This is a genomic window from Streptococcus canis, from assembly GCF_900636575.1.
In the GTDB taxonomy this organism is placed as follows: domain Bacteria; phylum Bacillota; class Bacilli; order Lactobacillales; family Streptococcaceae; genus Streptococcus; species Streptococcus canis.
Genome location: NZ_LR134293.1, coordinates 739,277 through 757,869, shown reverse-complemented (window position 1 = coordinate 757,869; position 18,593 = coordinate 739,277). Strand labels below are relative to the sequence as shown.

The 18,593-nt window shown below is 42.3% G+C and carries 15 protein-coding genes; all 15 read right to left on the bottom strand.

Annotated elements, in window-relative coordinates:
• Window positions 1-47: 47 nt before the first annotated feature.
• Complete coding sequence (locus EL097_RS03955; protein WP_003045569.1) at window positions 48-1,694, bottom strand: BglG family transcription antiterminator; 1,647 nt, start codon at window positions 1,692-1,694, stop codon at window positions 48-50.
• Window positions 1,695-1,760: 66 nt separating this feature from the next.
• Complete coding sequence (locus tag EL097_RS03950) at window positions 1,761-2,528, bottom strand: sugar phosphate isomerase/epimerase family protein (RefSeq protein ID WP_003045571.1); 768 nt, start codon at window positions 2,526-2,528, stop codon at window positions 1,761-1,763.
• Window positions 2,529-2,539: 11 nt separating this feature from the next.
• Window positions 2,540-4,072 (bottom strand): FGGY-family carbohydrate kinase, encoded by a 1,533-nt coding sequence (locus tag EL097_RS03945; RefSeq protein ID WP_003045573.1) that lies wholly within the window; start codon window positions 4,070-4,072, stop codon window positions 2,540-2,542.
• 148 nt (window positions 4,073-4,220) lie between these two features.
• Entirely contained in the window at window positions 4,221-5,210 is a 990-nt protein-coding gene (locus EL097_RS03940; RefSeq protein WP_003045575.1) for an amidohydrolase family protein, read from the bottom strand.
• Between the two features lie 20 nt (window positions 5,211-5,230).
• Window positions 5,231-6,682: a PTS galactitol transporter subunit IIC gene (locus EL097_RS03935; protein ID WP_003045577.1), complete on the bottom strand. Its 1,452-nt coding sequence runs from the start codon at window positions 6,680-6,682 to the stop codon at window positions 5,231-5,233.
• 84 nt (window positions 6,683-6,766) lie between these two features.
• Window positions 6,767-7,729 carry a 2-hydroxyacid dehydrogenase family protein gene (locus EL097_RS03930; protein WP_003045579.1) on the bottom strand — a complete coding sequence of 321 codons (963 nt, stop codon included), beginning with the start codon at window positions 7,727-7,729 and terminating at the stop codon, window positions 6,767-6,769.
• Between the two features lie 38 nt (window positions 7,730-7,767).
• Window positions 7,768-8,787 carry a hypothetical protein gene (locus tag EL097_RS03925; RefSeq protein WP_003045581.1) on the bottom strand — a complete coding sequence of 340 codons (1,020 nt, stop codon included), beginning with the start codon at window positions 8,785-8,787 and terminating at the stop codon, window positions 7,768-7,770.
• 275 nt (window positions 8,788-9,062) lie between these two features.
• On the bottom strand, window positions 9,063-10,049 hold the full coding sequence (locus EL097_RS03920; protein WP_003045583.1) for a LacI family DNA-binding transcriptional regulator: 987 nt from the start codon (window positions 10,047-10,049) through the stop codon (window positions 9,063-9,065).
• Between the two features lie 187 nt (window positions 10,050-10,236).
• The gene (locus tag EL097_RS03915; protein ID WP_003045586.1) at window positions 10,237-10,953 is read right to left on the bottom strand and encodes an L-ribulose-5-phosphate 4-epimerase; all 717 of its coding nucleotides are present in this window, start codon (window positions 10,951-10,953) and stop codon (window positions 10,237-10,239) included.
• Window position 10,954: 1 nt separating this feature from the next.
• Window positions 10,955-11,818 carry an L-ribulose-5-phosphate 3-epimerase gene (locus EL097_RS03910; RefSeq protein WP_003045588.1) on the bottom strand — a complete coding sequence of 288 codons (864 nt, stop codon included), beginning with the start codon at window positions 11,816-11,818 and terminating at the stop codon, window positions 10,955-10,957.
• 3 nt (window positions 11,819-11,821) lie between these two features.
• Complete coding sequence (locus EL097_RS03905) at window positions 11,822-12,484, bottom strand: 3-keto-L-gulonate-6-phosphate decarboxylase UlaD (RefSeq protein ID WP_003045590.1); 663 nt, start codon at window positions 12,482-12,484, stop codon at window positions 11,822-11,824.
• Between the two features lie 106 nt (window positions 12,485-12,590).
• Window positions 12,591-13,076 carry a PTS sugar transporter subunit IIA gene (locus EL097_RS03900; protein ID WP_003045592.1) on the bottom strand — a complete coding sequence of 162 codons (486 nt, stop codon included), beginning with the start codon at window positions 13,074-13,076 and terminating at the stop codon, window positions 12,591-12,593.
• 283 nt (window positions 13,077-13,359) lie between these two features.
• Entirely contained in the window at window positions 13,360-13,638 is a 279-nt protein-coding gene (locus tag EL097_RS03890) for a PTS sugar transporter subunit IIB (protein ID WP_003045594.1), read from the bottom strand.
• Between the two features lie 70 nt (window positions 13,639-13,708).
• Window positions 13,709-15,142: a PTS sugar transporter subunit IIC gene (locus tag EL097_RS03885; RefSeq protein WP_003045596.1), complete on the bottom strand. Its 1,434-nt coding sequence runs from the start codon at window positions 15,140-15,142 to the stop codon at window positions 13,709-13,711.
• Window positions 15,143-15,412: 270 nt separating this feature from the next.
• Window positions 15,413-17,914: a leucine--tRNA ligase gene (leuS, locus tag EL097_RS03880; protein ID WP_003045597.1), complete on the bottom strand. Its 2,502-nt coding sequence runs from the start codon at window positions 17,912-17,914 to the stop codon at window positions 15,413-15,415.
• Window positions 17,915-18,593 lie beyond the last annotated feature (679 nt).

The window sequence follows — 18,593 nt, the reverse complement described above, 5'->3', positions numbered from 1 at the left end:
TTCTACGTCATAGAAAAACTGAGGTACCTTTTTTGATATGTCGACACTCACAACAGCTCGCGGTGAATGAGTTTTTCAATTTTAGAAGTCAGCGCATAGCGGTCTGATTCATCTTTGACAACTGCCTCGATTGCCTTGGCCAACTCAGTGGAAAAGCGTGAATGCTCGGTCAGACGCCCCTGCTTGGAAAAGCGAATGAGCTTGATAATATCATCATCACTTAAAATAGGATTAACGATAAGCATCGGAAGCTTAGTGTCCAAGGCGTCTGTTGTGGCCACAATCATATCCACCGACAAGAGGTCATAGACACTCTGGTATTGCTCTGTTGTAAAAACAGCTTCAATCTGCCCGTTGGCTAGATACCGCTGGCACTGTTTGAGCAGGAGTTTTTGGATACCAATACCATCATCAGACACAATAACCAATTTAGTCTTATCTTGATCCGCCTTGTTGTTGCGCAGCTCTCCTCCCAAATGAATGGTCAAGTAGGCCACGTCATCATCCGTTAAACTAATACCCCAGTCTTTTTCTAAAATAGTCGCACAGGATTGCGCCATAGCAAACAATTCTTCGTATTTTTCTTTGATATGATCTGTTAGCGGATTGACTGAAAAGATTCCATAAGCTTTACGGTAAATGAGTGCCTTACAGTGGGTCGTCAACTGCTTCAACAACTCTTGTTTATGGATAAAGTACAACTGATAGCAGCTCTCCAACTGGTCAATAAAATGACTGATGGTGGCCCGCATGTCATCATAATCTTGACTTTCCACATGACGGTCTTGGTCTTTTCGGAAAGACAGCATGAGCATGGCCACCATACTCACTTCGATGTCATCCAAATGGAGTTTGAAATTCTGGTAGAGCTCACTGGCTAATTCTTGAGCAATTTGGTATTCTTTGCGTTTCCAAATCAAGTTAAAATCCTTTTTGAGGGCATTTTTGACGTCCGAATTAAGCCTCATGTTGCGATAGCTCAAAAGCATGTAGGGTAAGATTTGCAACATAAACTGGCTATCTTGACTATTAATGGTTTTTCCTAAGCTAGCCTGTGATAAAAAGAGATATTCGTGGAAATAGGTTAAAATATCCTTTGAAAAATAGACTGAAAAGCCCTGCATTTCTGACAGCTTGCGGTCAAACATATCAATAAAACTACTATTTCCCCCTTGATAAACATCCACCAACACCTTATAAAGGTATTGAATTAAGGCCATGGGGTGACAATCAAAATAATACCCTCTTGCCTTAGTGACATGAAGCTGGATCTTGTACTGTTTGTCTTCCAGTTCCTCCCTTAACTCAGTCAGGTCATTTAAAATGGTGTTACGGGACACATCGTTGATCTGCATGAGTTTGTCAATGGTCACGCGCTCAGTGGAAACTGCAATATAAATCGAAGATAGACGCCTTCGCTCATCACTTTTCATGACATAATTGTAATCAGTCACTTCTTCTAACAATAAACGGCAAGCAGCTTTTTGAGCATCACTTAAAAGAATACCGATTCTAGGATAAGAGATAATCCGCTCAACCTCATCAGGCAGAGCCTCATTTATTTTGTCAAGCTGGTAATAGACTTTACGACGCGACTGGTTCAGGGCCTGCGAGATAGCCATAACCGTCTCAGGCGCTTCTAACTTGAGCAAATAAGAGAGCAAATCATAACTCTTTTTATCCAAAATCATCATTGTTCCAAACCTCCTCCCTAAAACTCCATCCTTGTCTATTTTAGCACGATTTTAGCGACTTGGCACCTAACGGCTGTAAAGAAACCTTGAGCAAAGCTGAGTCAGATGTCTCGCGTCAGCCAAGAGTTCTTCCTTGCTAGTAGCGTATTCTAAGGCTAGGTATATAGCGTTGGGAAATTGCTGGATCAGACTGGTAATATCTAGTTCCCCCTCCAATAAAGAAGTACTCATTTCCAAACCTGTGCTGTGTTGCTGGTAATTTTTGCAGTGGAGATAAGTGGTGAACGGGCTCATCTGAATAACTGCTTGCGAAATAGACTCCCCAACGAATGCCCAATTAGCCGTGTCAAAGACAAAATGGATAGGCAAGCCTGTCTGGCTAGCCAAGGTCATAAACCGAACACAATTAGCTAAACTCGCTCCCTTAGGGTCTTGGTTATTTTCCACCAGAAGTTGCATACCTGCTGGTAAAAATCCTGCTATGGGGGATAACGTTTTGGAAGTTAGACGACTAGCATCACCAATATTAAGTTTCAAAAAGGGCGCTTGCAAGACTTGTGTTTCCTGTAACAAAGCATCCAAGCTCGGATTGATCCTTCCTTCGACGAGCAAGTCTTCATTGACACTGTAAAAAAGCGCCAGCCCAAGTTGATTGGCTTTGGCTTTTAAAAGTCCTAATTCTTGGGGAATATCCCTCAAAAATTCCCGACGAACTTCAAAGCGTTTAAAACCTAAGGAGTGCACTTGGTCTAAAAGATCACTCTGCGAAATTCCTGCTTCCAAGGCCTCCTTAAAGACAATACTATTAATAATAAGCTTTTCTTGTTCAAACATATTTTTTCTTTCTAACCTTCTTGTGACAAAGTCGACAGGGCAGCTAAAGATTGCCAGGCTGGCCCCATCACGGTGACTAACTGCTGATAGAGGTCATATTTTTGCTGGTAATACTTGCCTTGCTCTTGGTTTGGATAATAGGTCTCCTTGACCCTTACCATGTCGGCCACAACCTCGTCTAAGGAAAGGCTATCCAAAGATGCCTTGGCAATCAAAGCACCTCCGAGACCTCCAAGTTCACTACCCGATACAGTCTCAATTGGCAGCTGGAGCACATCTGCAAACAGTTGCACCCAAGCCTTTGAATGCGTTGCCCCACCGGTCATTCGAATAACCTTAGGTGCTGAGCCCTTGGCTAGGATTAGCTGATCAATATGCTTCTTGTGAGCAAAAGCAATCCCTTCATAAACCGCCCGTAAAAGGTGTGACTTGGTGGTCCGCGTGCTCAATCCAAAAAAGCAGGCTTTAGCGTCTGAAGAAACATTGCTCCCATATAAAAAGGGTAAGAAAATAAGGTCATTATAGGCGGCGTCTGTGTTTTCCAGAAAGGTTTCCAAGGTATCATAAATAGATTCACGCCCTTGTTCTTTAATGGTTCGTATTTCTTCTGCCATCAACATTGTTAAGATAGCATCAAGATTTCCAGCAGACGTTGGACTGCTGGCCTCAATCAAATAATCACGGTTGGGAAAATACGAATTCATGTGGCCACTGGCTTGGCTAGCGGCTTGTTTGCTTGGATAGGCATTAATATTCCAAGTGCCAGAAATCAAACTGAAGGTCTGATCATCAAGAACTCCTGAACCGATGGCACAGGCATCAATGTCAAACAGACCACCGAGAACTGGGGTCCCTTCTGTTAAACCAGTCAGGTTTGCGGCCTCTTTGGATACTCCTCCAACCATATCCGCACAGTCCACCAATTCAGGCAAGGCTTGAGCCATCTCCTCAATATCAAAAAAACTGAGAATAGCTGGGTCATAAGTCCCTGTTTGAAAATGAATCCAATGATTGCCTGAAGCATCACCATATTCTTGATTCACCTTGCCCGTTAATTGAAAACGAATAAAATCTTTGGCTGACAAAACCCAACCGATCTGCTCATAAGAAGCCCTATCATGCTCTTTCAACCATCGTAGCAAAACAGGAGCTTGAACCCCAACGACATGTTGTTGAGTCATTGGCCAAAGTTCATCTAGCTTAGCTTCAAATGTTTTTGCTAAGTCGTTGGCTCGTTCATCTGTGGATAAAATGCCATGACAAAAAATAGCTTGTTGCTTATCTAGCAGATATAGCCCTTTCCCATGACCGATGGGAATAACAGCTGCAATAGCGGAGCTATCAATGTCTGATGTGATAATAAGGTCCTTAATGGACGCACCAATAGCATGCCAGAGAGCCTCTAAATCAATTTCTCTGAAACCAGGTCTGTCTTCTATTTTCAAGGTGGGAAAGGAGGAAATAGCAATTTCTTTGCCCTTGTCATCAAATAAAATCGCTTTTGTGGTGGTTCCCCCATAGTCAATACTTAAAAAGTAGCGCATCTTTTATCCTTTCATCGTCAAATCAGAAACCAAGAGCCAAACCGGACCTTTCAAAGGCAACCGATACCATTATCTTTTAGCCTTGAGCAGGTTACCTCACTTGACAAAATAAGTTTGGGACCCTTTTTGTCCCAAACCCCTAATCATTTTAATACAAGCCTAGTTCTTTGGTGACAGGATCGACAGCCTTGCGATTGGCTTCAACAGCAGACGGCTTGAAGTAAACACGTTCTGCATTGTGATAAAGCACATCTTCTAATTCTTCTGGTGTGAAAATAGCAACATGTTCTAGCCAGGTCGCCAATTCCTCATAAGTGTTAAAGGTCGCAGACCAAGGCGAATCTGTCCCCCAAATGATGCGTTTAGCTCCTAGAACCTCTTTGGCAATGCGCACATTCTTTTCAGCCTTAGGGAATGGAAATTTGTCTGGGCTATCTATGTCTTGGATAGCTGAAATATCTGTGTAGATATTGTCCAAGTCCTTCCACATGCTGAGCTCTGCTCGCAAGCGATTTGGAGTGTCTGCATGGGGGAATGACAAATGGCAAACCACAAAGTCAAGACTTGGGTGTAGGCGGGCAAGATTAGCAATAGCATCTGGCTGATGGCTGATTTGATCCCAATTTCCATAATCCACTGTCACGACAAAACCTGGGTATTCTAGCAAGTAGGTCAAGATACGGCTCACATGCGGATCGGTATCCAAACGAAATGGTGTTTTTTGACCTCGATAGCCATGAATGCCACCACCTTGACTAATTTCAAACTTGATAGCTCGAAAACCTAGGACTTCCACATGACGTTGGACAATCTGCATGGCATTGTCAGCAAAGGGATCCACTGAAAAGGCTCCTGTAAAGCGCTCAGGGTATCTTTTAATCGCCAGATGAGTATAGTAATTTTGATAACCATTGAGATGTCCTTGGAGAATAACAGCCTTTTCTACCTCATTAGCATCCATAAATTGTAAAAAAGATTCTGCAGTAAAAGCGTCATCTCCATAACCATCTGGGATTAGTTTGATCAAATCCCCATCGTCCCAAATCGCATAACCATTTCCAACTGCATTCAAGCGGCCTTTGCCATTAAACCCTGCAATGGTGTTGACAATATGAGCATGCCCATCGATTTTTTTCATTTTTCTTTCCTCCACTAAATCTAATCTTCCGCAATAAAGATTTTTTCACAAGACCCTTCAAAACCACTGTTTTTATCTGACATGACCTTCAAATAACGGTAAATAGCTTCTCTTCTTGTCCGTAAAAGCACTAAGAAGGCCAAGTAAGTCACAATGGTGAGACCAATATAAATTGGATTGCCAGAAATCCAAGCAAAGAGCACAAGCGCCGTTAAGGGATGAGCTAGGAGATTAAAGCTCATAATTAGGGTAACCCCAGCAGGCAGAGCAGTGCCAAATTGTTTAACCGCTTCGGTGTAAATTGGACCAAGAGCACTGGCAGCGTAGAGGCCTAAACTAAACCAAACAATCCCATTTAAAATCGCTTTTAGAATATTGCCTCTCGTTATTGCAATCATGGCCTCAATCATAAAAGGAATAGCAATCAAATCCACCACAGGGAGTGCCTTGTTTCCTGGCAAAATCAAGGAAATCACTACCATGATAGGAACCAAAACCAACCCAGCAATAATAGTAGCTGGTTCACCAAATCCTACCCCATCATCAACAGCAATAAACCAGCGTTTTTTGTCAGAAAGGGTAGAGCTTTCAGCATTTTCTTTTTTCTTGTTGCGTTCAACAGCTTCTGCCAATGGGGCAAAGGCTTGGGCAAATACCCCTGTGATCAACGGAAAAATAGTCATCACTGCAGCCAAAGCCACAGCAAAGGATAAGATACCACCCCAAGTTTCAATGGACATGAGGTTTTTGAGACTGCCTAACACCCCAATAATCACCCCTAGAATAAAGCCCAGGGTCATTGGCTCACCAAAGATACCTAACTTGGTTTTAAGAGATTCAGGGTTCAATTTGACCTTATTAATACCAAGTAAATTCCATAAGGGATCAAGGATCAAGGCAGGAATCAAGGTTTCAATATTATGAATGGAATTAATCGTGGCATTTTTGACGCCGTAGTATTCTGACCAGCGATCTGCCAAAACTTCTGACATGACAAGTGAATAGAGTAGGACAAAGACCATGAAGGCAAAGGATAAGACAAAATTTCCTGTTGCAGCATAAGCCATGGTTCCCCAAATCATGTAACCAAAATTATTCCACAAATTTGATGGCACAAAGACACGCGTAATCCCAGTTAGGAATAAAACAAGTTCGATTAGTAAGCCAAAGACAAAGAAAGACAGGCCAATTTCAGAAGAGAAGGCTGTCAAGGAACCAGCCTGCCAACCAATATCTACAATAGGCAAATTTAGCCCAGTCGTGTCAACCATTTGTTGAATATACTTGGTCACCATTGGTGCAAAGGCAGAAATAATCCAACCAAAACCAGTCAAACCGACACCTGCACGCAAGGCACAAAAGAAGGCACGTTTAGGATTGACTTTTAAAAAAAGACTGACAATAAAAATCATTACTGGCACAACCGTGGCTGCACCAAAGACGTTGAAAAAATTGTGTAAAGCTTCTAACATAGTTTCACCTTTTTATTTTATTAAGCGCTTACATTTATCTTTAGAAAAATGAGAAACCCATTTTTCTAAGCCAGCAAGGCTTGATTAACGTGATGCATTGACCACATTGATAGGTTTTCCATCAAAGAAAGAGAGAATGTTATTGGCAGCCTCCTCAGCTAGAGTGATACGGCCTTCAATCGTTCCTGTTCCCGCATGCGGACTCATGATGACATTATCAAGCTGGCGAAGTTCTTCAGAAACAGCTGGTTCAAACTCAAAGACATCTAAGCCAGCTCCAGCAATTTGTCCCTCTTTCAGAGCCCAGACCAAATCTTCTTCGGAAACAATAGGTCCCCGTGCAGCGTTGACCAGATAACTGCGGTTTTTCATCGCCCTGAAAACATCTTTGTTAAATTGATGATGGGTCGAAGGCAAATAAGGAGCATGTATGCTTACCACATCTGCTTGGCTTATTAATTGGTCAAAGTCAAGGAAGTGAACACCTAGTTCCTCTTCACGTTCTTGTGGCAAGCGATAAAGATCATTGTAAACCACCTTCATGCCCAGCGCCTTAGCAAATTCCGCCACAGTGAACCCAATTCGTCCCATCCCATAAATGCCCAAGGTAGCTCCCTGTAAGGTCATCCCTTGGAAACGACGTTCACTTGGGTCAAGCCATTCGCCTTGCCTTACCACCTTATCATAGAAAGCTAAGCGCTTGGCCGCAGCCATCATAAGCGTGATGGTCATTTCAGCCGTAGGCACCCGCACAGCTTGAGGGGAATTCGAAACGGTAATCCCTTTTTCTTTGGCATAGGCAATATCAACATGGTCATAGCCAACAGCATTTAAGGAAATCAGCTGCAGATTTTGAGCTGCATCAATCATTTCACGATCCCCTTTTTGCCCCATCAATAACCAAGCGTCGTAGTCCTTGAGGTGTTCAAGGACATACTCTCTTGAAAAAGGGGTATCCTCTGAATAGGTTACTTCACACTGGGCCATCAATTTTTGAAGCCCTTCTTTAGGAACGATGCCTGTCACTAGCACTTTCTTTTTTGTCATAATGTTCCTCCTTTAATATATAATATATTGTCATGACCTTAAAAACTGAGCTCATAAAGAGCCACTTGATTGCTGCCATTGTTAGCGGAGAAGAGATAAGATTTCCCGTCCTTGTCAAAGGCCAAGCAATTGCTGGAAGCTACTCCAGCTTCCACAAGATGAGACTGAAAGTCCCCATCAGTATAAGTGAATACCCGAAGCTCTGCCTTCTCAGACCGCCAACCAAAGATAAAACAGGGCACTCCTGAAAGGCTACCACTCCAGATGGCATGTCCAAAAGGTGTGGGGTCAGGATAATGGTACAATTCTCTGCTAAAATCATGAGAGAAAATCCTCAAGCGATCCCCATGGAAGCCTTGTATAATCATGTTTTCATGCTCCCCATCCTGATTAATATCTAACTGAACAATATCACTGGTTTCTTGACCATATAATATATCTAAGCACCAGTCTCCAGTGTCTGAAGCGTAAGGATAGGTAAGTTTGACAACACCTTCGACGGCTGTAATCAGCGAGTAGTTTTGATTCTGTACATTGCAATAACCATGGTTTTTTAAAAGACGCAAGGGTAATGCTTGAATGTCTTCCAAAACCAGCAAGTCTTTGTTGAATCTACCAACAAAAACCCGTCCCTTATCTGACCAATCCTCCACAAAAGATTTGGAGTTAGCAATGGTACAGCCAATAAATAACTGTTCTCCTGTCGGTGTTTCAATCACATCAAACCGATGAAGGTAGGGAAAATCAGTTATTTTTTGAATATCCCATTTCTTCCCATTAAAGCTACCATAAACAATCTGACAGCCCTTAGCATCAAAGCCAGGATAAAACTTCTGCGTTGCTAAAAAATCCATACTGCCAGGAACTTGCACAATTGACATGGTGCCCCCAATGTCTTGCCAAATTACCTGCTTTTCTAGCTGGCGATTCAAGTCGTAGGCAAAACAAGCCCCATCAACCTCTGAGGCAACTAAAAGAAAGTCAGCCTCATCAACATGTAAACGACAAACAGCATAGGCAGCTGGTAGGGTATCTGATAAAGATTTTTGAACCCGCATAAACCCTCCTAATTATTACCATAAGCTAAAATCATCATGACGACTAACAGGATCATCACAACAATGAGTTAATCGGTTAACTAAACCTTTAAAAAAATAGAAGAGAAGACCTGAATTAACAGCGGCCACATAAAAACAAAGAATATTTTATGTTAATCGGTTAACCAAAGACACTCTTATTATAACGCTAATCATTTTAAAAAGCAAGCGTTTACACGTGTGTTTTTTTAAAATTTAATGAGCCAAGCCTGCCTAGCCCAGCTCATTAACTATTCTTAAAATGACTGTCGAATAATCAGCTCATTAACCACTTCTAGTAATTCTGGACTGGCAGCCTGATTCTTTTCTCCTTTTAACTTTTGAATCAAATGCTCCGCTGCCAAACAGCCAATACCATAAGAATCTTGTTTAATACAAGATACAGCTGGTGTTAAGACCTGCATCCATTCCAAATCTTCATAAGTCCCTAAACCAAAATCATCTGGATAATGATAAGGAGATTGGTTCACAATCTTCATAAAACTTAACAGAGTTGGACCATTCATCATTAGAAAAGCAGGCTTGGTAGCAGACTCCTTAATCAGATTTAGTATACGGTCTTGGCTACCTTCTTCCCCCAAAACAATCAAGCGGTTGCTACTGGAACCAACCATCTCTTGAAAGCCTTGATAACGGAGTTCGCGCGTAGAAATGCCTTCAATAGGAAATGTCACAAAATAAATCTCCTGATAGCCTGCTTTTAGCATCTCCTGTAAGAACTGCTTGGTTGATTGTTTATTATCAGAAACAATGGTATCAAATTGTAAAGTCGTGGCTTGTCTATCTACCATGACTAAGCTATTAGGATCAAAGACACTAACAAAGGGGTTGTTGGGATTGACCGAGTCCAAAATAATACCTGACACATTTTGCTGCTTCAAGCGGTGCAAATTCTCCAATTCAATTTGGAGACTGTTATCTGAATTAGTAAAGTTAACCGTATAACCATAACGTTGACAGGTATCATGAATTCCCTTCATCACGGAAGAAATAAAAGGATTGGTAATGTCAGCAATCACAACACCAATCGTCTGCGTGTCTCGGGTAACAAGGCTCTGGGCTATTTTGCTGGGCTGGTAACCGGTGACTTCAATTGCCTGCTTAATTTTTTCCTTGGTGGCTAACGACATTTTTTTATAATTACCGTTTAAATAATAAGAAACAGTGGCTTTTGACACTCCAACTAACTTAGCAATATCACTGATGGTGACTTTCTCAAACATGCCTAACTCCTACTCATTCTGTCATTCGTTACGCGTATTATACCACGATTAGGATAATTTTAAAATAAAGGAGGAGCAAGACCCTTGAGTTTACCTTTTTCAAGAAGCATAAAAAAAGGGCAAGCCGATAAGACTCGCCCAAACAATGGTTAACAAAGATGGATACTTTCCCCAAAAGGCAGTTGTCCTAATGCGCATCTCCTTTTTGACCATAATAAGCATTTGGACCATGTTTACGTAAATAATGTTTGTCCATAATGTATTCTGGTGCAGGCTCTACGCGTGGATTGATTTGTTCTGTCAAGCGGTTCATTTTAGCCACTTCTTCTAAGACAACAGAATGGTAAACGGCTTGCTCTGGTGTTTTGCCCCAAGTAAATGGGCCATGATTACGAACCACAATCCCTGGAACCGCCATTGGGTCAAGACCTCGCTTGCTAAATTCCTCTAAAATCACGCTGCCAGTTTCTTGCTCGTAAGCCCCATTAACTTCTGCTTTTGTGAGAGAGCGAGCACAAGGTATCGGGCCATAAAAATAGTCCGCATGGGTAGTCCCATAAAAAGGGATGTCACGGCCAGCCTGAGCCCAGCCAACAGCTTCTGTTGAGTGGGTGTGGACAATACCGCCTACTTCTGGCCAAGCTTTATAGAGCTCCACATGGGTTGGCAAATCTGAAGAAGGGTTCAAATCACCTTCGACCACACGGCCATCAAGGTCTGTCACCACCATGTTTTCTGGTGTCAAGAGGTCGTAGTCAACACCTGACGGCTTGATGACAATACGTCCTAACTCACGACAAACTTCGGAGACATTGCCCCACGTAAATTTGACAAGACCGTGTTCTGGCAGACACTTATTAGCCGCACAGACACGTTCACGCATTTCTTGTAAATTTTTCGCCATATTACTTCAACCCCGCTTTCTCAATGAGTGGGTAAAGAAAGTTCTGAGCTTCTTTGATAGCAGCCCTTGTTTCCTCCACCGTTTCACAGTTTTCTGACCACATTTCAATCAAGAAAGGACCATTGTAGTTAGTTTTCTTGATAACAGCAAACATTTCTTCCCAGTCCACACAACCTTGACCGAATGGCACATCACGGAACTGACCTTTTGAGGTTTCCGTAACAGCATAGGTGTCTTTCAAGTGGAGGGCTGCAATGGATTTGTGGCCATTGTAAAATTCACTCCACAGGTCATTGTGCCAGGCAGAAACATTCCCTGTGTCAGGGTAAACAAAGAGATAGGGAGAGTCAATTTCCTTTTCAACAGCCAAGTATTTTTCAATGGAGTTGATAAAAGGATCATCCATAATCTCAATAGAAAGCATGACTTGGGCTTGTTCTGCCCAATCACAGGATTGTCTTAAATTTTTGATAAAACGAGCACGGGTTTCAGGCGATTTTTCTTCATAATAAACGTCGTAACCAGCTAATTGAATGGTACGAACGCCTAGGTCCTGCGCCAATTCAATACATTGTTTCATCAGTTCAAGAGACTTGGCTTCAATAACAGGATCGTTTGAGCCTAGTGGGTAACGTCTGTGGCCAGAAAAACAAATGGTTGGGATGCGAATGCCAGTTTCATAAATGGCTTTCACTAAATCAAGTCGCTCTTCCTTAGTCCACTCTAAGCGAGCTAAGCGAGCATCTGATTCATCGACAGACATTTCCACAAAATCAAAACCTAAGTCTTTTGCAAATTGCAAACGCTCACGCCAAGTAAACTGTTTTGGCGTAGCTTTTTCATAAATACCAATAGGACGCGCCATAGGTTACCCCCAAATACGTTTGATTTCGTCTTTGAATGCACGCGCCGCTGCAGCAGGATCTTCTGCCTCAGTTATACCACGTCCTGCAATAAATGTAAAGACATCAAGCCCTTCAAAGAGTTTCAAGGTATCCACATCGAGTCCGCCTGTCACTGACACACGAAAGCCCATGTCAATCAATTTTTTCACCTTGTTAAGGTCTTTTTCACCCCAAGTTTCGCCAGCAAGAAGGGCATCACGCGATTGGTGGTAAATCGCCTGAGAAATCCCAGCGTCAAGCCATAATTGAGCTTGCTCATAAGTCCAATCGCCATACAATTCGATTTGGATTTCCCCACGGTCACCGCGCTCTTCTTTAATAGCCTTGAGGGCTGCTGCCATGGTTGGAATAGTCGCACAGCAGATACAAGTCATCCAATCAGCACCGCGCTTAGCATTGTTTTTGGCAACAGTACCACCAGCATCAGCACATTTTGTATCTGCCACGATGATTTTTTCTGGGAAAAGGCTGCGCAACACCTCAACCAATTCGCTTCCCACTTGAAGCAAACAAACTGTACCAGCTTCAATCACATCTACTTCGTGACCAACAGCAACGGCTGCTTTAACAGCCCCCTGTAAGTCAGAATGGTCTAAAGCAACTTGTAAATTTGGAACATGTGTCATCTCTTTTTCCTAAAACTCTTAGCTACAGTACAAACTGGTTAAGAGCTTCTGTCCTTTCAATCATTATTGTCAATTCATCTATTTGAGAATTATCCCCAAAGATTAATTAAGAGTCCAAATCCAAACCGTCTAAGTAAGGACTGGTTTTTGATTCTTCTACCATTGCCAGCACTTCTTCTGAACTTTGGCAAGCCACTAAGCGTTCAATGGCATTGTCTAGTTCAAACAAGGCCACAATTTGTGGGATAGCTACCGTCGTGTGAATAGAAGGGTCTGTGGCCGCCAACGTCAAGAGAACAGAAACCTCTTTACCATCTGAGAAGGTTACTGGTTTTGTCAGTGTAACCAAAGCAAAAGCGTTACGGTTGACCCCACGACCTGCTTCTGCGTGAGGCATTGCCATGCCTGGCATCAAAACGTAATAAGGACCATATTTTTCTGTTGAGGCAATAATGGCATCATAGTAAGCTGACGTCACCGCTCCGCTATCAATCAAAGGTTGAACAGCTAATTGAACAGCTTCCTGCCAAGTATCAGCACTTAGTCCTAAACGAATGGAGTCGTTCTCAATAAAAGCCTGTTTTAAATTCATACAACTATCTCTTTCTAGTGGCTAGGATAAAAGTCCTTGCCTCTTTCCTTTTTAAATACTTAGCACTTTGACACAGTGGTTGATTGGAGGTTCTCATTCCTTGCCGCGCAAGTGACAACGACCCTCCTAATCAACTGTGCGGGGGTGGGACTACAAAATCGATTGCTACACAATACCGATTTTTGTCCCACTCCCATCGTTTTTGGGTTTTTAGCCTTCTTTTGCTAAAGAGAAAGAGTTGGTAACCTTCGTCACAACTCCCCCCTTTTGTTTCAGAATCAGCTTACAGCACTTCTTGTAATTTGGCTTTGATTTCATTGTCGTCCATCAGGTTATCAAGCCCAACCAAGTGACCTTTGGTACGACCATCAAGTTCATGGATCAAGTGGTTTGAAGCCACTACAATGTCATAACCAGAAGCTAGGCCTTTAGCTTCACCAACTGAGCAAGAAGCTGATTGAATATCAGTCACTCCAAGTTGACGAAGAGCATTTTCAACTTTCATTTTAATGACCATAGATGATCCCATGCCATTGCCGCATGCTGTTAAGACTTTAACCATTGTTTTTTCCTCCGAAGATGTTAGTTTTATTTTTTTATTAGAATAGCAGAGCTATTATTTGAAGTGGTGCTTATTGAGCTTCCCCACGGTAGTAAGCCTCTTTGTCCTTAGCTTTAGCAAATTGTAATTGTGGAATGGCAAGTAAGAAGAGGCAGACAAGCACATAACCTGCAATACCAAGGAATTTGAAGAGGTAACCAAATGGCAACCATGGAAGAACCAAGTCGATGTTACCGTGGTAACCACCTGTAAGACCTAATAAACCAACAGCTACCGCACCAAGAGAAACTTGTAAAATCCCTGAGATAAAGGAAAGAGCAACTGCAGCTTTCCAACCACCACGTTTATCAGCGTAAACCGCAATCGCCGCATTATCAAAGAATACTGGAACGAACCCTGTGATAATTAAGATTGGGTTTTTAAAGATAACAAGAAGAGCAATCGTGATCAATTGACCAATCAAACCAAAAGCAAATCCTGAAAGAACCGCATTTGAAGAGCCAAAACCATAAGAAGCTGCAACGTCAACCGCTGGGAATGACCCTGGAAGCAATTTGCTTGAGATCCCTTGGAAGGCATTGGTCAATTCAGAAACGAACATACGCACACCTTGCATCAAAATGAAGAGGTAAACTGAGAAGGTGAGTGATGTTTGCAGAATATACATGAAGAAGGCTTGCTTAGCTGGGTTGAACGCTCCAGGTCCAATCAAGTCCACATTAGACATGATGTCTGGACCAAGGACAGCCAAGATAGCTCCAAAGAAGACTAACATCAAGGTTGCGGACGCAACAACAGTATCGTGGAAAATATTTAAAAAGGTTGGTAATTTTAGGTTGTCAAGGTTTTCTTCTTTTTTGCCAAAGAACGGTGCAACCTTATCCACAAACCAAATGGCAAATTGTTGTTGGTGACCAATCGCGAACCCACCGCCACCTGTGAGACGTTGGGTTGCTTCAACCGTCATGTTAGAACTAATCGCCCAGTAAAGTCCACAAATGATACCAACTGCCCATGCCCCAAAAGCATTTTGGAATTGAGGGATTAATAAGAGGACAAAGACAGAAATGGTTGCTGCTTGTTGTACCATGATATGACCAGTAATGAAAAGGGTACGCACTTTTGTGACCTTACGTAGGGCAACGAGGAGAATATTGACCCCAAAACCAATCAAGAGAGCGGTTGTGGCAACACTAATGAAGCCCATCTCTTCCAATTTTGTATTGGCAGCAGCAAGACCAAAGTAAGGATCGATAACAGCTGCTTTCAACTCAAATTTCTTAGCAAGGGCAACCAAGATGGGACGAAAAGTCGTTACCAGACCACCTGCACCAACGTTCAAAATCAAATAACCAACTGTTGCCTTGACAAAACCGGCAAAGACTTCATAAATTGGTTTTTTAAGGAGTAAATACCCGATTAAAACCAGAAGACCTACGAAGAAAGCTGGGTTTTGCAAAATATTTTGCGAGAACCAGTTTAGGGGAGCTAGAAACATTTCCATGAGAACTACCTCTTTTCAAAGTTAATAAATATAATGTGTTTATATGTTCATTATAGAAAATGAAAGCGTTTTAAAAAAGACCAACTATCACACAAAGAAGTGTTCAAAATTAGACTTCAGTTAACTTATTTTAAAATTTAACCATACTTAACACTTTTAGAATTCTTGACAAGCTTGCTTTTTCGGGCAGTTAGTCACAAAAAAGACCCCACTAGAACACAGGTTCCAGCGGAGTCCACATAGACATTAACTATTATTAGTCTTTGGTTTTTACTTTACCACGATATTAACAAGTTTGTTAGGAACAGCAATCACTTTAACAATCTCTTTGCCAGCAATTTCAGCCTGTACTTTCTCGTTAGCAAGGGCTGTAGCTTCTAAGTCTTCCTTAGTGAGGTCTTTAGCAACCACTAATTTTGCTTTGACTTTTCCTTTGATTTGGACAACGATTTCCACCTCATTTTCAACCAATTTTGAGTCATCCCAAATTGGCCAAGCCACATGAGCAATGGACTCCTCTGATTGGGTCAAGGTTTGCCATAATTCTTCACCCAAGTGTGGCGCAAATGGAGCAAGCAATTGTACAAAGCCTTTGGCATAATCCACAAACAACTGGTCTTCTTTATTAGCTGCATTGACAAAAATCATCAATTGAGCAATGGCAGTATTGAACTTCATGGTCTCAATTTGTTCAGTAACGGCTTTGACAGTTTCGTTGTAAATCTTGTCCAGAGCTCCGCTATTTTCAGCCACAATCTCCTTAGTCGTTACCAAGCGGTAAACACGGTCAAGGAACTTACGAGAACCTTCTAAGCCTTCTTCGCTCCAAGCGATTGACGCATCTAGTGGCCCCATGAACATTTCGTAAACACGCAAGGTATCCGCACCGTATTGCTCAACCACATCATCAGGATTGACAACGTTTTTCAGTGACTTAGACATTTTCGCTGGTGCTTGCTCAAGCTCCTCACCCGTTTCAATATGGAAGAAACTGCCATCACGTTTTTCTACTTTGTCAGTCGCCACAAGGGCACCACGGTGGTCGCGGTAGCTCGTTCCCAAAATCATTCCTTGGTTAAAGAGTTTTTGGAATGGCTCCTTGGTTGGGACAACACCTAAATCGTAAAGGACTTTATGCCAGAAACGAGCGTAAAGGAGGTGAAGCACCGCGTGTTCCGCACCACCCACGTAAATATCAACTGGCAACCATTGTTTCAACAAGTCTGGATCTGCCAAAGCTTGATCGTTATTAGGGTCAATGTAGCGCAAATAATACCAACTTGAGCCCGCCCATTGTGGCATGGTATTGGTCTCACGACGACCCTTAACACCATCTTCGCGGGTCACTTCTAACCAATCAGTCAAGTTAGCTAGCGGTGACTCACCTGTACCTGAAGGGCGAATATCTGAGGTTGCTGGCAAGACAAGCGGCAATTCATTTTCAGGAACAGCTGTTGATGTGCCATCTTCCCAGTGGATAATTGGAATCGGCTCACCCCAATAACGTTGGCGGCTAAAGAGCCAGTCACGTAAACGGTAGGTGACTTTTTCATTTCCAACTTCCTTGTCTTCAAGCCAAGCCACCATTTTAGCAATCGCGTCAGCCTTGTCTAAACCATCTAAGAAGTCTGAATTAATGTGGGGACCGTCTTCAGTGTAAGCAGCTTCTGCCACATGACCACCCTCAAGCACTGGAATAATCTCAAGGTCAAATTGTTTAGCAAATTCCCAATCGCGTTCATCATGTGCAGGTACAGCCATAATAGCACCTGTCCCATAACTTGCTAGCACGTAATCAGCAATCCAGATTGGCATTTCTTTGCCATTGACTGGGTTAATAGCATAACTACCCGTCCAGACGCCTGTTTTTTCCTTAGCAAGATCTGTACGAGCCAAATCAGATTTCAAGCTCGCTTGGCGTTTGTATTCTGCCACGGCTTCTGCTTGCTCTGGGCTAGTAATAGCGTCGACAAGGGCATGCTCTGGTGCTAAAACAGCGTAGGTTGCTCCAAACAAGGTATCAGGGCGTGTGGTAAAGACGGTAAAGTCCTTGTCACTACCTTTAACTTTGAAGGTCACATTGGCACCCGTTGACTTGCCAATCCAGTTACGTTGCATGTCCTTGATAGATTCTGGCCAGTCCACCTCTTCTAAGTCTTCCAAAAGACGTTCCGCATAGGCTGTGATTTTAAGCATCCATTGGCGCATCGGTTTGCGGACAACAGGGTAGCCACCACGCTCAGAAGTCCCATCAGGTAGGACTTCCTCATTGGCAATCGCTGTTCCCAATTCTTCTACCCAGTTAACTGGAACCTCTGCTTCATAGGCTAAGCCCTTTTCATACAATTTGGTAAAGATCCACTGGGTCCATTTGTAATAATGTGGATCCGTTGTGTTGACTTCACGATCCCAATCATAAGAAAAGCCAAGGGAATTGATTTGACGTTTGAAGTTAGCAATGTTTTCAGCAGTAAATACCGCTGGATCATTCCCCGTATCCATAGCGTACTGTTCAGCAGGTAAACCAAAGGCATCCCACCCCATTGGGTGCAAGACATTGTACCCTTGGGCACGTTTAAAACGACTCAAAATATCTGTTGCAGTATACCCTTCTGGGTGTCCGACATGAAGACCAGCTCCTGAAGGGTAAGGAAACATATCTAACGCATAAAACTTAGGTTTTGAAGCGTCCGTTCCTGTCTTAAACGTGTGATTATCAGCCCAGAAAGCCTGCCATTTGGGCTCAATGGCTTTATGATCGTAAAATGTCATGTGAAATCTCCCGTGTAAAAAATCTAGTCCTTTTATTATAGCATGAGATGAGGCTTTTAGGAATGGGCAAGTCGTGCTATTTGCTGTTAAGTTCTGATTTTTCAAACTATTTTTAGCCTCGTCAGCCTCTTAAAAAAGTTAGCAAAAATTGCCTATCTTACTGACTGCCAAATAGCTACCAACAGCCACTAGAATCTTGCCACTTGTTAAACGTTCAATCATGTTAATCTTAGCAGCCAATTCAGCTCTCAAGGGATCAATTTTTTTTTAGAAGTTAAACTGTCAATATTATTGAGCAGTTCCAGATTGAAGAAAAAGTCCATTTAGGACAATGTTTCTTCAATCTTTTTTCACTCTTCTAAAAAAGAAAAACTCCTGAAACACGACAACATAAGCGTTTCAAGAGTTGGTTGACATCATGATCATTAAATCATTTTCATTGACACCTTCTAAAAATAAAGTTTGTCTACGTTCTGAAACTGTCAATATTATTGAGCAGTTCTTCTGCTTCAGCTGTCTTAGCATGTTCTGCAGTAGTTTCCAAAGATCCTCTTATATCTTGCTCTTTTTAGCTAAGAGCTCTTTTTCTACTTATCCGTCAACAACCTGACTCATTTCTGCTTGTAGTTCTTGGATTTCTTCTTTATGAACACTATCAGTAATTGATTTTTTGACGTTA

Coding starts and splice junctions, on each gene's coding strand:
- EL097_RS03940 (WP_003045575.1), bottom strand. CDS start 5,210: ATGAAAAAAATCGATGGGCATGCTCATATTGTCAACACCATTGCAGGG.
- EL097_RS03950 (WP_003045571.1), bottom strand. CDS start 2,528: ATGTTTGAACAAGAAAAGCTTATTATTAATAGTATTGTCTTTAAGGAG.
- EL097_RS03900 (WP_003045592.1), bottom strand. CDS start 13,076: ATGAATTTAAAACAGGCTTTTATTGAGAACGACTCCATTCGTTTAGGA.
- leuS (WP_003045597.1), bottom strand. CDS start 17,914: ATGACATTTTACGATCATAAAGCCATTGAGCCCAAATGGCAGGCTTTC.
- EL097_RS03955 (WP_003045569.1), bottom strand. CDS start 1,694: ATGATGATTTTGGATAAAAAGAGTTATGATTTGCTCTCTTATTTGCTC.
- EL097_RS03885 (WP_003045596.1), bottom strand. CDS start 15,142: ATGGAAATGTTTCTAGCTCCCCTAAACTGGTTCTCGCAAAATATTTTG.
- EL097_RS03935 (WP_003045577.1), bottom strand. CDS start 6,682: ATGTTAGAAGCTTTACACAATTTTTTCAACGTCTTTGGTGCAGCCACG.
- EL097_RS03890 (WP_003045594.1), bottom strand. CDS start 13,638: ATGGTTAAAGTCTTAACAGCATGCGGCAATGGCATGGGATCATCTATG.
- EL097_RS03920 (WP_003045583.1), bottom strand. CDS start 10,049: ATGTTTGAGAAAGTCACCATCAGTGATATTGCTAAGTTAGTTGGAGTG.
- EL097_RS03945 (WP_003045573.1), bottom strand. CDS start 4,072: ATGCGCTACTTTTTAAGTATTGACTATGGGGGAACCACCACAAAAGCG.
- EL097_RS03915 (WP_003045586.1), bottom strand. CDS start 10,953: ATGGCGAAAAATTTACAAGAAATGCGTGAACGTGTCTGTGCGGCTAAT.
- EL097_RS03910 (WP_003045588.1), bottom strand. CDS start 11,818: ATGGCGCGTCCTATTGGTATTTATGAAAAAGCTACGCCAAAACAGTTT.
- EL097_RS03925 (WP_003045581.1), bottom strand. CDS start 8,787: ATGCGGGTTCAAAAATCTTTATCAGATACCCTACCAGCTGCCTATGCT.
- EL097_RS03930 (WP_003045579.1), bottom strand. CDS start 7,729: ATGACAAAAAAGAAAGTGCTAGTGACAGGCATCGTTCCTAAAGAAGGG.
- EL097_RS03905 (WP_003045590.1), bottom strand. CDS start 12,484: ATGACACATGTTCCAAATTTACAAGTTGCTTTAGACCATTCTGACTTA.